Source organism: Pseudogulbenkiania sp. MAI-1, assembly GCF_000527175.1.
In the GTDB taxonomy this organism is placed as follows: Bacteria; Pseudomonadota; Gammaproteobacteria; order Burkholderiales; family Chromobacteriaceae; genus Pseudogulbenkiania.
This window is the reverse complement of sequence record NZ_AZUR01000001.1, coordinates 619573-636392: the sequence shown is the minus strand read 5'-3', so window position 1 is coordinate 636392 and position 16820 is coordinate 619573. Positions and strand designations below refer to the sequence as shown.

Here is a 16820-nt window from a genome sequence, read left to right as displayed (position 1 = left end):
TTCTTTGACTCAACCGCGCGGGTGATGCCGCTCATGCAACTGGCGCAGCCGCTCCCGGGCGACATGGGTGTAGATCTGCGTGGTGGAGATGTCCGAGTGCCCGAGCAGCAGCTGCACCACGCGCAAATCGGCACCGTGGTTGACCAGATGCGTGGCGAAGGCGTGGCGCAGGGTGTGCGGGCTGACCGGCGGCAGGCCCTGGCGGCGGGCGTAGCCGGAAATCAGATGCCAAGCCATCTGACGCGTCATCCCTGCCTTGAGGCGGGTGACGAACACGTGCTCGCACGCGGCACCGGCCAGCAGGGCAGGCCGGCCTTCCGTCAAATAACGCGCCAGCCAGTCCTGCGCCACCTCCCCCATCGGCACCAGCCGCTCCTTGCCGCCCTTGCCCAGCGTCATCACCACACCGCTGTTGAGATCCACCTGCTGCAGCGTCAGGCCGACCAGCTCCGACACCCGCAGCCCGGTGGCGTACAGCACCTCCAGCATGGCGCGGTCGCGCAGGCCCAGTGGCGTGGCGGGATCCGGGGCTTCCAGCAGGGCGACCACATGGCCCTCCGACAAGGACTTGGGCAAAGGCTGCCCGTGCCTGGGGCGATCGAGCACGGCGGAAGGGTCGTCCGGCCGCTGGCCGCTGGCGTGCAGGTACTGGTAGAAGCGGCGCACGGCACTGACCAGACGCGCCCTCGTCGTCGCCTTCTCCTTATCGATGCCAAGCAACATGGCGTGCTGCAGATCCGCCACACCCGCCGTGGCCAGCGCCACCCCGCCCTCCTCGTCCAGGCGGGCCGCCAGCTTGAGCAGGTCGCGCCGGTACGCCGCCAGCGTATTGCGCGACAGCCCGTCGCTGAGCCACAGCTGGTCGAGGAACAGGTCGATCTGCTCAGCGTTGCTGTTCATGTCGCAACAGCCAGAACTTGATGGACAGGGTCTGCTCCGCGCTCGAATGGTTGAAGCCTCCCAGGCCGGAACGCGCCAGCACCCGGTGGCAAGGAATCACGATAGGCAGGGGATTGTTGCCGCAGGCCTGCCCCACCGCGCGGGCAGAGCTGCCCAGCAGTTGGGCGATGGCGCCGTAGCTGACGGTGGCGCCGGGAGGAATGTCGGCAATCGCCTGCCACACCCGCTGCTGGAACGCGGTACCCTGGGGCCGGCACGGCAGATCGAAGCGGAAATCGGAGTGCCGGAAGTACTCCTGCAACTGGCGCGCCACTTCCTCGGCCAGAGAGCCCGGCTCCGGTGGCAGCAGCGGGACCGGGGCATCCAGGAACTCGATGCGGCTGACGATCCGGAACGGCGCCACGATGCCGAGATGGCCGAACGGCGCCGCGATGACGGCGGTATAGGGCATGGCAAAGTCCGAAAAAAAAAGCGCAAGGCATGCACCTTGCGCTCTCATCATAGCTGTTAGCCGGGCACTCAGCCTTGCTTGCGAGCCGGCAGCTTTTCCTTGATGCGGGCGGACTTGCCGGTACGGCCACGCAGGTAGTACAGCTTGGCGCGACGCACGTCACCACGGCGCTTCACTTCGATCGAAGCCACCAGCGGGGAGTAGGTCTGGAAGGTACGCTCAACGCCTTCGCCGGCGGAAATCTTGCGCACGATGAAGGAGCTGTTCAGGCCGCGGTTACGCTTGGCGATCACCACGCCTTCGTAAGCCTGCAGACGCTCGCGGTTACCTTCCTTTACCTTCACCTGAACGACAACGGTGTCGCCCGGGGCGAAAGCCGGAACGGTCTTGCCGATGCGGGCAATTTCTTCTTGCTCGAGTTGCTGGATCAGATCCATGTCAATGCTCCTGGTTTTTCGGGAGGTCTTGTTCCTGCTGGTACTCTGCCAGCAGCCGAGACTCCTGTTTTGTCAAAGGGCGGTCTTGCAACAGGTCGGGACGACGCTTCCACGTCCTTCCCAGCGCCTGCTTCAACCGCCATTTTGCGATCAAGGCATGATTACCGGACATCAGCACGTCCGGCACCCGCATGCCTTGATATTCTTCGGGTCGGGTATAGTGCGGGCAATCCAACAGCCCGTTCACGAAGGAATCCTCGTAAGCCGACTGGGCATCGTTGAGCACTCCCGGCAGCAGCCTGACGACGGCATCCATCAGCACCATGGCCGGCAGCTCGCCACCGGACAGCACGTAGTCGCCGATGGAGATTTCCTCGTCGACGCGACGCTCGATCAGACGCTCGTCGATGCCTTCATAGCGCCCGCACAGCAGAATGAGGCCGGGGCGCCGGGACAGTTCGACCGCCTTGGCATGGCCCAGAGGCTTTCCCTGCGGCGACAGGTACACCACATGGCTCTGCGCCACGCCGGCTTGGCGCTGACGTTCTTCCGCCGCCGCAATGGCCGCCTCCAGAGGCTCGATCAGCATCACCATGCCTGGTCCGCCGCCGTAGGGGCGGTCATCCACGGTACGGTAATTGTCCGTGGTGAAATCCCGCGGATTCCAGGCCTGGAACCCCCAGATGCCCTGCTCCAGCGCACGCCGGCTGACGCCGAAACGGGAGACAGCCTCGAACATCTCGGGGAACAGCGAGATAGCGTCGATCTGCATCAGTCGTCGAGGTTCCAGTCTACCGTGATGCGCTTGTCAGCTAGGCTGACGTCGAGCACGAACTGGCCGACGAAGGGGATGAGCCACTCGCGCTTGCCTTCCCGGACCACCAGCACCTCGTTGGCGCCGGTTTCCATCAATTCGGCCACCTGACCGAAACGCTGCCCGTCCTTGTTCACGACATCCAGGCCGATCAGGTCGGACCAGTAGTACTCGTCCTCGGCGGTGTCCGGGAACTCGCTGCGCGGGATGGCGATCTGCATGCCGCGCATGGCTTCGGCCGCCTCGCGGCTGTCGACGCCTGCCAGCTTGGCCACCAGGGCCTTGGGCTGAACGGCGCCCTCCTCGAAACGATAGGACGACCACTGCCCGTCCCGCCCCAGCCACCAGACCGGGTACTCGAACAGGCTGTCGGCAAACTCGGTGTCGGCGTGGATTTTCACCCAGCCACGAACACCGAAGGCGCCGCGCACATACCCCATCAAGACGAGATCATCGTTGCGCATGCGCCTCTAACCCTGCGTATAGCGTGGCGGCCTGCAATCAGGCAGCTACTTTTTGCTCTTTGACCAGCTTGGCAACGGCATCGGTCAGCTGAGCGCCAACGCCAACCCAGTGGTTCAGGCGATCGGCGGCGAGGCGGACGCGCTCTTCTTTCTCGTTGGCAACCGGGTTGTAGAAGCCCAGGCGCTCGATGAAGCGACCGTCACGACGGTTGCGGGAGTCGGTCACCACGATGTTGTAGAACGGACGGTTCTTGGAGCCGCCGCGGGCCAGACGAATCACTACCATTGTCGATTGTCCTTGAATAAAAACGGTATCGTAGAAAAGCCCACGATTTTAGGGCAGTTTTCCCTTATCTTGCAAGCGCTTATTCCGGCCGTCCATCGCGGCCGGTCAAGCTTGCAACACCTTGGTCACCAGCATCAGCGCCCGATCCTCCAGGTGGTACTCGCTGGCGAAGCCCAGTTTGTGCATCAGCTTGAGCATGCCCTTGTTGCCGGAGAGCACCTCTCCGCGCATCACTTTCAGCCCCTGATCACGCGCCGCGTCGAACAAGGCGCTCATCAGGATGAAGCCGATCCCCTTGCCTTGCCACTGGTCGGCCACCTCCAGGGCGAACTCGCAGCTCTCGTTGTCCGGGTCGGTGACGTAACGCGCCACGGCGAGCTGCTCCTCGCCCTGCGGGGTCTCGCGGGTCATGGCCAGCGCCATCTCGCGGTCGTAGTCGAGCTGGGTGAAGCGCACCAGCATGCTCTGCGACAGTTGCTTGATGCTCGACATATAGCGGTTGTAGCGGCTTTCTTCCGACAGATTGCGCACGAACTCCTGCTGCATCTGCGCGTCCTCCGGGCGCACCGGGCGGATGGTCACCTGGGTCTGATCCTTGAGCCGGGAACACACCACCATGTGCGAGGGGTACGGCATGATGGCCATGTGGCGATACGGCTTGCCGTCCGTCCTGGCCGCCTGCACGATGATGCGCGCGTCCAGCGCGACTACCCCCTGCTCGTCGGCCAGCAGCGGATTGATATCCATCTCGCGGATTTCCGGCAGCTCGCACACCATCTCCGACACCCGCAGCAGCACCTCCTTCAACTGGTCGATGTCGGCTGCCGGCAGGTTCTTGAACGGACCGAGAATCTGTCCGATACGCGTCTTGCCGATCAGGCTCTCGACCAGGTAATGGTTGAGCGGCGGCAGGGCGAGTGCCCTGTCGTTCATGACCTCGACCGCGATGCCGCCGGCACCGAAGGTGATCACCGGACCGAACGCGTTGTCGTGCGTCACCCCCACCATGACCTCGCGGGCAAAACGCCGGCTGCGCATCGGCTGCACCGAGACACCGGCGATGGTGGCGTCGGGGCGCGCCTGACGGCAGCGCTCGACGATGTCGGCAAACACCTGGCGCAGCGCCGCCGCACTGCCGATATTGAGCTCGACGCCACCGACGTCGGACTTGTAAATGATGTCCGGCGAATCGATCTTCAGCACCACCGGGTAGCCGGTTTCTTCGGCCAGCCTCACCGCCTCGTCGGGGTCGCGCGCCAGCCGGGTGCGGTTGACAGGGATATTGAAGGCCGACAACACCTCTTTCGACTCGCGCTCGGACAGGATCATCCTCCCCTCGGCCAGCGCCGCGTTGATCAGCGAGCGCGCCCGCGCCACGTCGGGCGACACCCACGTGCCCTCCAACGGGCCCGGCGTCTGCATCAACAGCCGCTGGTTGTGATGGTAGGCCGCCAGGTTACGGAACACCTCGACGGCGTATTCCGGGGCGCGGAAATGGGCGCACTTAGCCTTGCTGAACAGCTCGCGGCTCTCCGACACCTTGGCGTCCCCCAGCCAGGACAGCAGGATGGGCTTGGTCGACTCGCGCTGCAGCCCCACCATCAGCTGCGCGGTGGTCAGATGGTCGGTGCCGGCCTGCGGGGTGAAGATCACCAGCACGCCGTCCACGTTGGCATCGTCGAGGCAGGCCTTGACCGCCGTGCGGAAACGCACCGGGCTGGCGTCACCGATGATGTCGACAGGGTTGCCGTGCGACCAGTTGCGCGGCAGCACGTCGTCGAGCAAGGCCAGGGTCGGCTCCGACAGCTTCGCCAGTTCCACGCCGTTGAGATACGCGCTGTCCGCCGCCAGCACCCCCGGACCGATACCGTTGGTGACGATGGCCAGCCGCCGCCCCTGCACGCGGAAACTGGCAGCCAGTACCTTGGCGGCGGTGAACAGCTGAGAGATCGACCCCACCCGCAGCACGCCGGCGCGCGACAGCACCGCGTCGAACACGTCGGCGCTCTGGACCAGATTGCTGGAATGGGTCAGGCCGGTCACGTCGTCCTCGTAGCGGCCGGACTTGATCACCACCACCGGCTTGGTGCGGGCGGCGGCACGCAGCGCGCTCATGAAGCGGCGCGCATCGTGGATGTGATGGACGTGCAGCAGGATTCCCTGGGTGAAGGTATCCGCCACCAGGTAATCGAGAATCTCGCCGAAATCCACGTCCAGCCCCTCGCCCACCGAGATCACGCTGGAAAAGCCGATACCCTTGCTGTCGGCCCAGTCGAGCATCGCGGTGCACAGCGCGCTGGACTGCGACACCAGCGCCAGGTTGCCGGGACGAACCTTGCTGGAGTAATTGGAGGCGTTGAAGCCAGCCACCGGCCGCATCAGGCCGAGCACGTTGGGGCCGAGCACGCGAATGCCGAAATGCCGGGCGATCGACAGCGACTCCTTGAGGATCTCGCGCTCGAGCTGCTCGCTGTCGGCGAACTCCTTGGCCAGCAGCACCGCCTTCACCCCTTTCTTGCCGCAATCCCGGAGGATGGCCGGCAAGGTCCTCACCGCCGTGGTCACCACGGCCAGCTCGACCTCGCCCTCGATCAGCCGGACCGACGGCACCGCGCGCATGCCCCCGACCACCTTGTGGTTGAGGTTGACCGGGTGCAGCTGCCCCTGGAAATTGCCGGCCAGGAGGCTGGCGAACACCGCCTGGCCGATCGAACCTGGGGTATCGCTGGCGCCGACCACGGCGACCGAGCGCGGGGAAAACAGGGGGGTGAGATAGTGCGGTTTCATGGCAACTCATCCGATGTTCTGATCTGAACCGGTACCTGGCGCACAGCAGGGGGCGACGGCGACCACTCGGCTTGCAAAGTGACGTGATCGATATGGAAACGGTGCGACAGCATGCGCTGCGCGGCGGCCAGCACCTGCGGCCAGTCCTGCGGCGTAGCGATGCCCAGATGCGCCGACAGGGCGATGCGCTCCGACGACATGTACCACACGTGCAAGTCATGCACCGAACCGACGCCGTGAATCGTCGCCAACGCCTGGCCGATCGCGTTGTAGTCCAAATGCTCGGGCACCCCTTCCATCAACACCAGCAAGGACTGCCGCAACAGGCGCCAGGTCGACGCCAGGATCAAGGCGGCCACCGCCACCGACAGGATAGGGTCGGCCGGCGTCCAACCGGTAAACCGGATGATGGCGCCGGAGGCGATCGCCGCCACCGAGCCCAGCATGTCGCCCATCACGTGCAGCAAGGCGGCCCGGCTGTTGAGCGTATGGGCGCCACGGCTCAAGATCCAGGCCGCCAGCACGTTGACGGCCAGCCCCGCCGTGGCGATCAGCATCACGCCGCCGCCATTGACCGGCTGCGGATTCAGCAGCCGCCCCACCGCCTCGACGGCGATGAAGATGATGACGCCGAACATGAACAGGCTGTTGATGAAGGCCGCGATCACTTCCGCCCGACCATGACCGAACGAATGCCGGGCATCGGCCGGCTGCCGGGCGAGATGCGCCGTCAGCAGCGCCAAGAGCAGCGAGCTCGAGTCGGTCAGCATGTGGCCGGCGTCCGACAGCAGCGCCAGCGAACCGGACCACCAGCCGCCGAGCGCTTCGACCACGGCAAAGCCGAGGGTGAGCATGACCGCGAGACGCAGGGCTCGGCTGCTGGCATGGCGCGCCTCGTTCGGGTCCAGGCCATGCCGATGGACATGGTGATGGTTGGCCGAATGATCGTCATCATGAGCGTGATCGACCACGCCATGGTCGTCATGCAGATGAAAATTCAGGGACATGCATTCTCCTGCGGGGCAGCTTCCGGCATCGACGTCCGAACGCCACAGCCGGGCTTGCCATTAGCATCAAGCGCATACGGCGGCTGGCAAGCCGGCCTCAATGTTGTTAATCTTCACACTTTAGATACAAATCTTCATTGTGCCGCGTCAAAGGAAGGTGCCGAAGATTCCCCAGCGCGGACGGAGCCAAGGTCATCATGACGAAACGCGTCGTCACACTCGCACACTACTACACCCAGCCGGAAATTCAGCAGATGGCGGACAAGGTAGGGGACAGCCTCGAACTGTCGCTCTACGCCCGCGAGGCCGAAGCGGACATCATCGTGTTCGCCGGCGTCCGCTTCATGGCGGAAACGGCCAAAATCCTGAACCCGCGGGCCGAAGTCATCCTGCCGGACGCCGGCTCCACCTGTTCGCTGGTCACCCAGACCGATGTCGCGGCGCTGAAGGCCTGGCGCGAAGAGCACGCCGACTACGTCCACGTGTCGTACATCAACTCCAGCGCCGAACACAAGGCGCTGTCGGACTGGATCGTCACCAGCCGCAACGTCGATGACATTATCGCGCATCTCTATGAGCAAGGTAAGAAAGTCATCTTCTCGCCCGACCGCAACATGGGCGCCTACCTCAACTACCAGTACGGCTACGACATGCCGCTGTGGTCGGCCGTGTGTGAAGTGCACGACAAGTTCAACGAGGCGGCCCTCAACGAGGCGCTGAGTGCCGTGACCGGCGAGGCGCATCTGATCGCCCACCCGGAGAGCCCCTTGCCGGTGCTCAAGCGCGCCGACTACGTCGGCTCGACCTCGGGCATGCTCAACTGGGTCAAGCAGTACCAGGGCAGCCCGGACTCCGTGATCTTCGTCGCCACCGAAGATGGCATTCTGTACAACATGAGCCAGGCCCGCCCCGACCTGGACCTGCGCCAGGCGCCCATCTATGCCGGTTGCCAGTGCAACTCCTGTCCCTACATGAAGATGAACACCATCGAGGCGGTCAAGCGCGCCCAGCAAGGCGGTGGCACGCGCATCGACTACCTCAGCGCGGAACAAATGGACGCCGCTCGGGTGCCGATCGAGCGCATGCTGGAGTTCAGCCAGCGCTACTACGCCTGACCCCGAAACCCGCCGCCCGGCGGGTTTTTTGTTCGCCCGCGCCGATGACAGGAAGGTTTTCATCGGACTCCCGGCAGCGATACAATCAGCACGACCCCTCAGGAAAACGGCATGAAGTTTCTCATCAGCAACGACGACGGTTACTTTGCCCCCGGCATCGCCACCCTGGCTGAAACCCTTTCCCGACACGGCGAGGTGGTGGTCGTGGCCCCCGAGCGCGACCGCAGCGGCGCCAGCAACTCGCTGACCCTCGACCGCCCGCTCAACGTGCGCAAGGCAGCCAACGGTTTCTTCCACGTCAACGGCACCCCCACCGACTGTGTGCACGTGGCCGTCACCGGCTTGCTCGACTTCCGCCCCGACATGGTGTTCTCCGGCATCAACCACGGCCCGAACATGGGCGACGACACCATCTATTCCGGCACCGTGGCGGCGGCCACCGAGGGCTTCCTGCTGGGCATCCCTTCCGTTGCGGTGTCGCTGGCGGGCAAGAGCGGTGCACATTTCGCCACCGCGGCCGCCGTCGTCGACCGGCTGATGGAACGCCTGCTGCGGGAGCCCTTCCACACCCCGGTGTTGCTTAACGTCAACGTCCCCGACATCCCGCTCGACCAGCTCAAAGGCATGACAGTCACACGACTGGGGCGGCGCCACTATGCCGAACCGGTCATCAAGGCGCAAAATCCGCGCGGCGATACCGTATACTGGGTCGGTCCGGTCGGTCCGGCACAGGATGCACGTGAAGGAACCGACTTCTGGGCACTTGCCAACAACCAAGCCTCGGTCACACCGTTGATGCTCGATCTGACCGCCTACGGCCAACTGGACGGAATCAAGACATGGCTTCACAGCTGACACCGGAGCGTCAGAATTACGGCATGCTGTCCGACCGGACGCGCATGCGCATGGTCGACCGCCTGCGTCAGGCCGGCATCTGCGACGAACGGGTATTGGCGGCCATGTACGAGGTCCCGCGCCATCTATTCGTCGACCAGGCGCTGGCGACCCGCGCCTACGACGACGTGTCGCTGCCGATCGGCCACGCCCAGACCATTTCGCAGCCGTTGACGGTGGCCCGGATGACCGAGTTGCTGATCGCCGGCCGCTCTCCCGGCAAGATACTGGAAATCGGCACCGGCTGCGGCTATCAGACGGCCGTACTGCTGAAAACCGGCGCCCAGGTTTTTTCGATTGAACGGTTGGCGCCGTTATTGGACAAAGCTAGACAACACCTGCGTGCCGCACGGCTGGTCCATGCCCGGCTGGTGCACGGCGACGGCCACTTCGGCCTGCCGGAAGCCGCCCCGTTCGACGGCATCATCATGACCGCCGCGGCAAAAAGCCTACCCGAAGCCTTGGTCGGCCAGTTGGCCGAAGGGGGAAAACTGGTCATGCCCATGGGGGACGGCGAGCAATTCCTCTGGCTGATCGAGAAAACGGCGCAGGGCCTGCAGAAAACCAAGCTTGACCCGGTAAAATTCGTCCCCCTGCTGCCTGGCCGCGGCTGACAGGCCAAAAACGCCACAACATCGCCAGCGGACAATTTACAACCATTAACCTACTGACATATAACATCACCAGCATGCGCATCCAGCTCGACCGAAAAGTCCCCACCCTGATCACCTTGCTGACCGCCACCCTGCTATCCGGCTGCAGCACTCTGGTCCAAGAGGCGGCCCCGGTGGAAAGCGGGGCCGCGACGACGACGAACAGCGCGGCGGCCACGTCCGCTCCTGCCGTCACCGCCCCAGTCGCAAACGGCAACGGGGCCGTCGCCACGCCGTACCGGCAGGGCACCAGCATCAAAGCCGCAACGGGGAACGCTGCCAAGACGCATATCGTGCAGCCGGGAGAGAACCTGTTTCGCATTTCGCTGAATAACGGCTTGAAGTATCAGGACGTCGCCGCCTGGAACAAGCTGCCCGACTACCAAATCAAGGTCGGGCAGGTGCTGCGGCTGACTCCGCCGGACGCCGAGCCAGAAGCCCCGGCAAACGGCACGGCGGCCAAACCGGCGGCAACGGCGACGCCAGCCGCAACGGCGCCTGCCGCCAATGGACAAGCGGCGCTCAAGGCCTATCCCAAGGCCTTGAAGCTGCCTTATTCGGAGACGGCGGCCAAGACGCTGGCGGCACAGAGCGAAGGCAGCAGCGCCCCGGCGGCGGCCAAACCGGCGGCCCCTGCGGTGGCGCCGACCACACCCAAGGTCGAACCCAAGGTCGAGCCGCAGGGGACGGCCAAGCCGGAAGCCAGCGCTCCGGTAGAGGCGCCAGGCAAGGCAGGCGAAGGCGACATCGCCTGGGCCTGGCCGGTGAAGGGCAAGGTGCTGCGCGGTTACTCGGACAGCAACAAGGGGGTGGATATCGGCGGGCGCATGGGCCAGCCGGTCCTGGCCGCCTCCGACGGCAAGGTGGTATATAGTGGAAATGGCCTACGGGGTTATGGCAAGCTGATCATCATCAAACACAACAAGACATTCCTCTCGGCTTACGCTCACAACAGCCAGCTACTGGTCAAGGAAGGACAGGCAGTAAAGAAAGGTCAGCCCATTGCCGAAATGGGAAATACGGACGCGGACCAAGTGAAACTGCACTTTGAGATCCGCCGCTTCGGCAAACCGGTTGACCCGTTGCAATATCTTGACAGCACATCCTGACGGGGACGCGTCCCCGTCGGATAACAGCGAAGGGGGTAGAAATGAGCAACGACCTGGATATTCTCGACGACGACGATATTACGGCGGAGGAAGAGGCCAACGAGGAAACCGCGGCGGAAACCGACGGTGACGAAGTTCAAGAAACCCCATCCAGCTATGACGATATTGCCGACGTCACCCAGATCTACCTGAACGATATCGGTAACAACGCCCTGCTCAGCCCACAGGAAGAGCAGGCCCTGGCGCGGCAAGTAGTACAAGGCGATTTCGAAGCGCGCCAGAAGATGATCGAGCACAACCTGCGCTTGGTCGTGAACATCGCCAAACGCTACATCAACCGGGGCCTGGCCCTGCTCGACCTGATCGAAGAGGGCAACATCGGGCTGATGCATGCGCTGGAAAAGTTCGACCCCGAGCGCGGCTTCCGCTTCTCCACCTATGCCACCTGGTGGATACGCCAGAGCATCGAGCGCGCCATCATGAACCAGTCGCGCACCATCCGCCTGCCGGTCCATGTCATCAAGGAACTCAACGTCTACCTGCGCGCTTCGCGCCACCTGGAAAGCCAGATCGGGCGCGAGCCCTCGGTCGAAGAAATCGCCCATCTGGTCGACAAGCCGGTCGAAGATGTGCGCCGGGTGATGAACCTGAACGAGCGCATGGCCTCGCTGGATGCCCCGCTGGACATCGACCCGATGCTGTCGATCGGTGAATCGATCCCGGACGAGCAGCACGACGAACCGGAAATCCAGTTGCACAATGCCCAGCTGGAAAACTTCGTCCACGAGTGGATGGCCCAGCTCAACGACAAGCAGCGCATGGTGATCGAGCGCCGCTATGGCCTGAATGGCCATGAAATCTGCACGCTGGAAGAACTGGCCAGTACCCTCAACCTGACCCGGGAGCGGGTGCGCCAGATCCAGATCGAGGGCCTGGAACAATTGCGCCGCATCCTGCGCCGCAAAGGCATAGGCAAGGACCTGTTGCTGTAATAACTCCTGCCCCACCGCCATGCTCGACCCCGGCTTGCCGGGGTTTTGTCGTTCAGCGCACCGAAGCCGGCCGAAAACGCCGCACCTCGCGCAGCCAGCGCCGCGCCGCTCTGGGAGAGACTTCAGCCGTCGTCCGGTAGCGCAGGCCGGCGTAAGCATCCAGCAGGGCCATCAACTGCGCCCGGTCGGCCTCGGCCAGGCCGGCGGCCCGGTGCAAGACCTCGGCCGGCGTATCGGCCGGCGTGACCGCCACCCCAACCCTGCGCAAACGCCGTCCCAGCAGCGACCACCCCACCTGCAACGGCTCTCGCTGCGGCTGGCGGCGCCACCACCACCAGAACGGCATGACCATGAATACCGCCCCCACCAGCAGACCTTTCAACACGGCAGGAACATCGACCTCCTGCCCCAGCCCGAGCGAGCGGAACAGCAGGCGCTGACGGCCTGCATCGTAGCCCACCACCCACTGCTGCCAGTTGAAGTTGGCCGCCTGCCAGTATTGGCGCAAGGCCAGCATCCATTCGGGGGGGCGCCCACCCAGCATCGGCACCGTGGCGCGCACGCCCGGAACGACCTGGTCGACTCCCCGCTCGATGCGATCAGGCGATACCGCCGCCGTCGGATCGATCCGCCACCAGGCCTGCCGCGAAGCCAGCCAGACCTCGACCCAGGCATGGGCATCGGAGGAACGAATCTGCCAGAATCCCCCGGCCGGATTGTATTCGCCCCCCTGATATCCCACGATCACACGGCTGGGAATGCCGGCGGCACGGGCAAGAAAGGCCAGGGCCGAGGCGTAATGCTCGCAGAACCCCTGTCGCGTCTCGAACAGGAACTGGTCGACGACAGCCCCGCTCAACGGTGGCGGCGACAAGGTGTAACGGAAGCTTTCCAGCCGGAAATGCTCGAGCACGGCCCGGATGTAGGCCTCGTCGTCGCGGCTGCGGGCGCGGATGCCGGCCGCCAGTGCCCGCGTCCGCTCATTGCCCGCCGGCAAATAGCGGTAAAACGCCTGGTGAACCTCATCCAATGGCTCCGCCAGCAGCGCACCGGCGTGGCTGGCCGCCCGATAACGGATGCGGACATCGCTGACCCGCTGCTGCTGCCAGACCATGCCTGCCCGCTCGCGCAGGCCTTCGGCGACGCTGCCCGGCAAATCGAGCACCGGCACTCTTCCCTTATCCGGCACCACCGTCAGCGTGTAGCCGACGGGCACACCACCCATCACCTTCCCACCGGGCTCGGCAATCGCCCCGGCATTGAACCAGCGCCGGCCGTCGAAGCGATCGAACAGCATGACACGCCAGTAGAAATCGCGTTGCGCCGGAGGTGTTCCGGCAAAGACGGCGGTGAAGACCGGCTCGTTGCTCGGGATCAGCTGGCTGATGCTGCCCGGCGCCATGTCGTCGGACAGCCCGCTGCTCGCACTCGCGCCGGCGGCCGGCATGCTCCACAACGGCCCTGGCAGGCGGGGCATCACGACGAACAGCACCAGCATCAGGGGCAAGGAAAGCAGCAGGGCCAGCAGCGTGGTCCGTAAGCTGGCAAGCAAAGGCTGCTTGCCATGCAGCGCCGCCATCGCCCAGGTCAGGCAGAACAGGCTCAGCACCAGCCAGGCCGCCGCACCGGGCGACTGGTCGAACAGCAAGGGCGTCGCCGCAAGGAAAAAACCCAGCCCCAGCAAGACCCGCCAGTCGCGCAGGCCGAAGGTCTCGAATGTCTTGAAGCCCACCAGCAACAGCAGCAGGGCACTGCCGCCCTCGCGTCCGACCAGGGTGCGCAGGCTGAGCCACAACAACACCAGCGGCACCGCCAGGGCCAGCGCCACCAGCCAGCGCGGCGGCAGCTGGCGGTGCTGCCACAACAACACACCGCGCGCCAGCAGCATGGCGCCAGATAAGGCGGCCACCCAGCCCGGCAGGTAAAGGGCCAGCGGTGCGGCCGTAATCGCCAGCGCAACCAGCACCGGCAGCGCGCGCCGCAGAACGTCGTTCCCCATCATGACGGCGCTCCGAACCGGGCCAGTGCCGCTAGCGCTTGTTCGCGTTGGTGCGGCTGCGGTCCGACCTCGACTCCCGGCAGACGCAGCCGATAACACTGGTGCTCGCGCTCGCACTCCAACACGCGCCAGGCCAACCAGGAAAGCCGGGGCTCGGTGCCCTCGGCGGGCGGATAGTCGTACCAATCCAACACCCGGCAGCCGGCGGCGGCCATGCCGGTAAAGCGCTTGCTCGCCAGGACATCGCGCCGCGCCAGGACTTTCCAGGCAATCTGGCGTGGCGTATCGCCGTCCCGATAGGCGGCGAGATGGGAGAATTCGTCCTCGCCCGCCGCGGACAAGGCCCCTCCCTCCCGGTGCGCGCCCTGCCCATGGCTTACTGCATCGCGCCGGGGCGCCGGATAAACCAGGACCTGCTCGCGCAAGCGGACGTAGGCAAAGGCCCTGACCAGACCGAAGGGGACATCGCTGCCGAGCGCGAGCGCCGGCATGGCCAGCAGGCCGCGCTTGTCGGTGACCAGAGGCAGGGAGAGCCAGACGCTGGATCGGGCCGGCAGAACAACGCTGACCGCGCGATCGGTGCTGCCCACCAAATGACCTTGCAGGGTACGCGCCCAAGCGGAGGGGTTGTCGAGCCGCACCGAGAAGCGGGCGATTTCTCCGGCAAACACCGGTTCGGCCGTACCGGCCTGCAGGGTCAGGCCGGCCAATTGCCGATACGCCATCAGCACCGACACCAGCAACAGGCCGATGACCCAGAACGACAAGGCATACGCCAGGCTCACGGCGTAATTGAGGGCGCCGACCCAGATCGCCAGCGCCACACCCAGCAACATCCAGCCGAAGGAGGTAGGCAGCAGGTAGACACGCTGATGGCGCAAGGTCCATTGCGCCGACAACGGCAGGCGGCGGATCAGCCAGGTTCGCAGGCGGCTACGGAATCGCAACGCGCGCCACCAACGCAGCCAGCTCGTCGCCCGGCACCAGCCCTCCCCCCGGCACGGCCGCGCTCAGGCGGTGGCCAGCCACCGCCGGGAACACCGCCTTGATGTCGTCCGGCAACACATGGTCGCGCCCTTCCAGCAAGGCCCAGGCCCGAGCCGCCGCCACCAGGGCCAGCCCGGCGCGCGGGCTCAGCCCCTGGGCGAAGCGCCGCTCCTGCCGGGTCGCCTGAAGCAGGGCCAGCACATAATCGGCCAGCGCCGGGCTGACCGTCAGGCGGCCCGCCTGGGTCTGCAACTGCAGCAACGTTTCCGGCGACAAGGCCGGCACCAGCTCCTCCATCACCCGGCGCCGCTCCTCGCCCAGCAACAGCGCCCGTTCCGCCTGCGGCGGCGGATAACCGAGCCCGATGCGCATCAGGAAACGGTCCATCTGTGACTCGGGCAACGGGAAAGTACCGACCTGCTCGAGCGGATTCTGGGTGGCGATGACGAAAAACGGCTGCGGCAGCACGTGTGTCTCGCCGTCCACCGACACCTGCTGTTCCTCCATGGCCTCCAGCAGCGCCGACTGCACCTTGGGCGAGGCGCGGTTGATCTCGTCGGCCAAGAGCACCTGGGCGAACACCGGTCCACGGTGAAAGCGGAACGAGCCGGCCTCGCGCTCGAAAATATTCACGCCGACGATGTCGGCCGGCAGCAGGTCGCTGGTAAACTGCACACGCCGATACTCGAGGCCCAGCACACGTGCCAGGCCATGGGCCAGCGTGGTCTTGCCGACACCGGGTACGTCCTCGATCAGCAGGTGGCCTCGGGCGATCAGGCAGGCCAGCGCCAGCTTGATCGCATCGTTCTTGCCGAGCACCAGCGTATTCAGTTGACGATAAGCAAAGGCGAGAGATTGCATTTCCGGGTGGTTCCGCGCACTATTTATCGAAAAGTCATAGATTGCGTCCCATTCTACGCAACAAGGAAACGCTCGTGTTCAACTGGCTGAAAAACCGCCTGCCCCATAACGGACTGACCGCCTATATCACCCATTCCGACTGCCTGCTGCACAATATGGGGGTCGGCCACCCGGAATGCCCGGAACGGCTGACCGCCATCCGCGACCAGTTGATGGCCTCGCAGCTGTTCGACTTTCTGCAGGAGGTCGAGGCACCGCTCGTCACCGACCAGCAGCTGGCCCGCATCCACCCACCGCGCTATGTCGAATACATCGAATCGTGCGCACCGTCGGTCGGCACCTTCCGCATCGATCCGGACACCGCCATGTCGCCGGGAACGTTGCCCGCCGCGCGCCGTGCCGCCGGTGCCGTGGTCAAGGCGGTGGACCTGCTGTGCGAGGGCAAGGCCCCCAATGCCTTCTGTGCCATACGCCCGCCCGGCCACCATGCGGAAAGCGACCGCTCAATGGGTTTCTGCTTCTTCAACAACCTCGCGGTCGGCGTGGCGCATGCTTTGTCATACTACAAGCTGGAGCGGGTTGCCATCATCGACTTCGACGTCCACCACGGCAACGGCACCGAACAGATCTTCCGCGACGACCCGCGAGTGATGATGGTGTCCACGTTCCAGCACCCGTTCTACCCCTACTGCGGCGACCAGCCGCTCGGCCCCAACATGCACAACGTCCCACTCAAGGCCGGCAGCGGCGGCCGTGAATTCCGCGAAGCGGTGGAGAACGTCTGGCTTCCGGAGCTGCGTCAGTTCCAGCCGCAGATGCTGTTCATCTCGGCCGGCTTCGATGCGCACCGCGAGGACGACATGGGCTCGCTGGGGCTGGTGGAGGCGGATTACGAATGGGTGACGCGGAAGTTGGTAGAGCTTGCCGCGCAATACGCCGAAGGCCGCATCGTGTCGGTGCTGGAAGGCGGCTACGACCTGTCGGCGCTGGCGCGCAGCGTGGCGGCGCACCTGCGGGTGCTATCGGAGGGGTAACCTCTTCGGCCAACCCAAAGAAAGCCGACC

General features: G+C 65.0%; 17 protein-coding genes. 6 read left to right on the top strand and 11 right to left on the bottom strand.

The window, feature by feature from the left end; translation table 11 throughout:
* Positions 1-9: 9 nt before the first annotated feature.
* The 8 genes from xerD to PSEMAI1_RS0102925 form a co-directional block, all read right to left on the bottom strand.
* On the bottom strand, positions 10-900 hold the full coding sequence (gene xerD, locus PSEMAI1_RS0102960; protein WP_024301425.1) for a site-specific tyrosine recombinase XerD: 891 nt from the start codon (positions 898-900) through the stop codon (positions 10-12).
* Positions 884-1351: a methylated-DNA--[protein]-cysteine S-methyltransferase gene (locus PSEMAI1_RS0102955; RefSeq protein ID WP_024301424.1), complete on the bottom strand. Its 468-nt coding sequence runs from the start codon at positions 1349-1351 to the stop codon at positions 884-886. The genes xerD and PSEMAI1_RS0102955 overlap by 17 nt, the downstream gene beginning before the upstream one ends.
* 68 nt (positions 1352-1419) lie before the next feature.
* Entirely contained in the window at positions 1420-1788 is a 369-nt protein-coding gene (gene rplS / locus PSEMAI1_RS0102950) for a 50S ribosomal protein L19 (protein ID WP_024301423.1), read from the bottom strand.
* A gap of 1 nt (position 1789) precedes the next feature.
* Positions 1790-2560, bottom strand: coding sequence for a tRNA (guanosine(37)-N1)-methyltransferase TrmD (gene trmD / locus PSEMAI1_RS0102945; RefSeq protein ID WP_024301422.1), 771 nt, complete (start codon positions 2558-2560; stop codon positions 1790-1792).
* Positions 2560-3066: a ribosome maturation factor RimM gene (gene rimM, locus PSEMAI1_RS0102940; RefSeq protein ID WP_051460190.1), complete on the bottom strand. Its 507-nt coding sequence runs from the start codon at positions 3064-3066 to the stop codon at positions 2560-2562. Before rimM ends, trmD begins: the two co-directional genes overlap by 1 nt.
* Before the next feature lie 37 nt (positions 3067-3103).
* A complete protein-coding gene (gene rpsP, locus PSEMAI1_RS0102935; protein ID WP_024301420.1) occupies positions 3104-3352 on the bottom strand; it encodes a 30S ribosomal protein S16 in 249 nt (82 codons plus the stop codon).
* Between the two features lie 105 nt (positions 3353-3457).
* Entirely contained in the window at positions 3458-6139 is a 2682-nt protein-coding gene (locus PSEMAI1_RS0102930; RefSeq protein WP_024301419.1) for a bifunctional acetate--CoA ligase family protein/GNAT family N-acetyltransferase, read from the bottom strand.
* Complete coding sequence (locus PSEMAI1_RS0102925; RefSeq protein ID WP_024301418.1) at positions 6136-7146, bottom strand: cation diffusion facilitator family transporter; 1011 nt, start codon at positions 7144-7146, stop codon at positions 6136-6138. Before PSEMAI1_RS0102925 ends, PSEMAI1_RS0102930 begins: the two co-directional genes overlap by 4 nt.
* Positions 7147-7343: 197 nt before the next feature.
* Between PSEMAI1_RS0102925 and nadA the strand changes: the two genes are divergently transcribed.
* The 5 genes from nadA (at position 7344) to rpoS (ending at position 11909) form a co-directional block, all read left to right on the top strand.
* The gene (gene nadA / locus PSEMAI1_RS0102920; RefSeq protein WP_024301417.1) at positions 7344-8261 is read left to right on the top strand and encodes a quinolinate synthase NadA; all 918 of its coding nucleotides are present in this window, start codon (positions 7344-7346) and stop codon (positions 8259-8261) included.
* A 111-nt stretch (positions 8262-8372) separates the two neighbouring features.
* A complete protein-coding gene (surE, locus tag PSEMAI1_RS0102915) occupies positions 8373-9116 on the top strand; it encodes a 5'/3'-nucleotidase SurE (protein ID WP_024301416.1) in 744 nt (247 codons plus the stop codon).
* On the top strand, positions 9101-9769 hold the full coding sequence (locus tag PSEMAI1_RS0102910; protein WP_024301415.1) for a protein-L-isoaspartate(D-aspartate) O-methyltransferase: 669 nt from the start codon (positions 9101-9103) through the stop codon (positions 9767-9769). Before surE ends, PSEMAI1_RS0102910 begins: the two co-directional genes overlap by 16 nt.
* 74 nt (positions 9770-9843) lie before the next feature.
* Complete coding sequence (locus tag PSEMAI1_RS0102905) at positions 9844-10917, top strand: peptidoglycan DD-metalloendopeptidase family protein (RefSeq protein WP_024301414.1); 1074 nt, start codon at positions 9844-9846, stop codon at positions 10915-10917.
* A 41-nt stretch (positions 10918-10958) separates the two neighbouring features.
* On the top strand, positions 10959-11909 hold the full coding sequence (rpoS, locus tag PSEMAI1_RS0102900; RefSeq protein ID WP_024301413.1) for an RNA polymerase sigma factor RpoS: 951 nt from the start codon (positions 10959-10961) through the stop codon (positions 11907-11909).
* 52 nt (positions 11910-11961) lie between these two features.
* Here rpoS and PSEMAI1_RS0102895 read toward each other — a convergent pair whose 3' ends face one another.
* From PSEMAI1_RS0102895 to PSEMAI1_RS0102885, 3 genes are read right to left on the bottom strand one after another with little or no spacing between them, the layout of a single operon-like run.
* Positions 11962-13911, bottom strand: a complete 1950-nt coding sequence (locus PSEMAI1_RS0102895; protein ID WP_024301412.1) for a DUF3488 and transglutaminase-like domain-containing protein — start codon at positions 13909-13911, stop codon at positions 11962-11964.
* Complete coding sequence (locus tag PSEMAI1_RS0102890) at positions 13908-14855, bottom strand: DUF58 domain-containing protein (RefSeq protein WP_024301411.1); 948 nt, start codon at positions 14853-14855, stop codon at positions 13908-13910. Before PSEMAI1_RS0102890 ends, PSEMAI1_RS0102895 begins: the two co-directional genes overlap by 4 nt.
* On the bottom strand, positions 14842-15756 hold the full coding sequence (locus PSEMAI1_RS0102885; RefSeq protein ID WP_024301410.1) for a MoxR family ATPase: 915 nt from the start codon (positions 15754-15756) through the stop codon (positions 14842-14844). The genes PSEMAI1_RS0102890 and PSEMAI1_RS0102885 overlap by 14 nt, the downstream gene beginning before the upstream one ends.
* Before the next feature lie 74 nt (positions 15757-15830).
* Here PSEMAI1_RS0102885 and PSEMAI1_RS0102880 point away from each other — a divergent pair, with 74 nt between their 5' ends.
* Complete coding sequence (locus PSEMAI1_RS0102880) at positions 15831-16790, top strand: histone deacetylase family protein (RefSeq protein ID WP_024301409.1); 960 nt, start codon at positions 15831-15833, stop codon at positions 16788-16790.
* Positions 16791-16820 lie beyond the last annotated feature (30 nt).

Coding starts and splice junctions, on each gene's coding strand:
- xerD (WP_024301425.1), bottom strand. CDS start 900: ATGAACAGCAACGCTGAGCAGATCGACCTGTTCCTCGACCAGCTGTGG.
- PSEMAI1_RS0102955 (WP_024301424.1), bottom strand. CDS start 1,351: ATGCCCTATACCGCCGTCATCGCGGCGCCGTTCGGCCATCTCGGCATC.
- rplS (WP_024301423.1), bottom strand. CDS start 1,788: ATGGATCTGATCCAGCAACTCGAGCAAGAAGAAATTGCCCGCATCGGC.
- trmD (WP_024301422.1), bottom strand. CDS start 2,560: ATGCAGATCGACGCTATCTCGCTGTTCCCCGAGATGTTCGAGGCTGTC.
- rimM (WP_051460190.1), bottom strand. CDS start 3,066: ATGCGCAACGATGATCTCGTCTTGATGGGGTATGTGCGCGGCGCCTTC.
- rpsP (WP_024301420.1), bottom strand. CDS start 3,352: ATGGTAGTGATTCGTCTGGCCCGCGGCGGCTCCAAGAACCGTCCGTTC.
- PSEMAI1_RS0102930 (WP_024301419.1), bottom strand. CDS start 6,139: ATGAAACCGCACTATCTCACCCCCCTGTTTTCCCCGCGCTCGGTCGCC.
- PSEMAI1_RS0102925 (WP_024301418.1), bottom strand. CDS start 7,146: ATGTCCCTGAATTTTCATCTGCATGACGACCATGGCGTGGTCGATCAC.
- nadA (WP_024301417.1), top strand. CDS start 7,344: ATGACGAAACGCGTCGTCACACTCGCACACTACTACACCCAGCCGGAA.
- surE (WP_024301416.1), top strand. CDS start 8,373: ATGAAGTTTCTCATCAGCAACGACGACGGTTACTTTGCCCCCGGCATC.
- PSEMAI1_RS0102910 (WP_024301415.1), top strand. CDS start 9,101: ATGGCTTCACAGCTGACACCGGAGCGTCAGAATTACGGCATGCTGTCC.
- PSEMAI1_RS0102905 (WP_024301414.1), top strand. CDS start 9,844: ATGCGCATCCAGCTCGACCGAAAAGTCCCCACCCTGATCACCTTGCTG.
- rpoS (WP_024301413.1), top strand. CDS start 10,959: ATGAGCAACGACCTGGATATTCTCGACGACGACGATATTACGGCGGAG.
- PSEMAI1_RS0102895 (WP_024301412.1), bottom strand. CDS start 13,911: ATGATGGGGAACGACGTTCTGCGGCGCGCGCTGCCGGTGCTGGTTGCG.
- PSEMAI1_RS0102885 (WP_024301410.1), bottom strand. CDS start 15,756: ATGCAATCTCTCGCCTTTGCTTATCGTCAACTGAATACGCTGGTGCTC.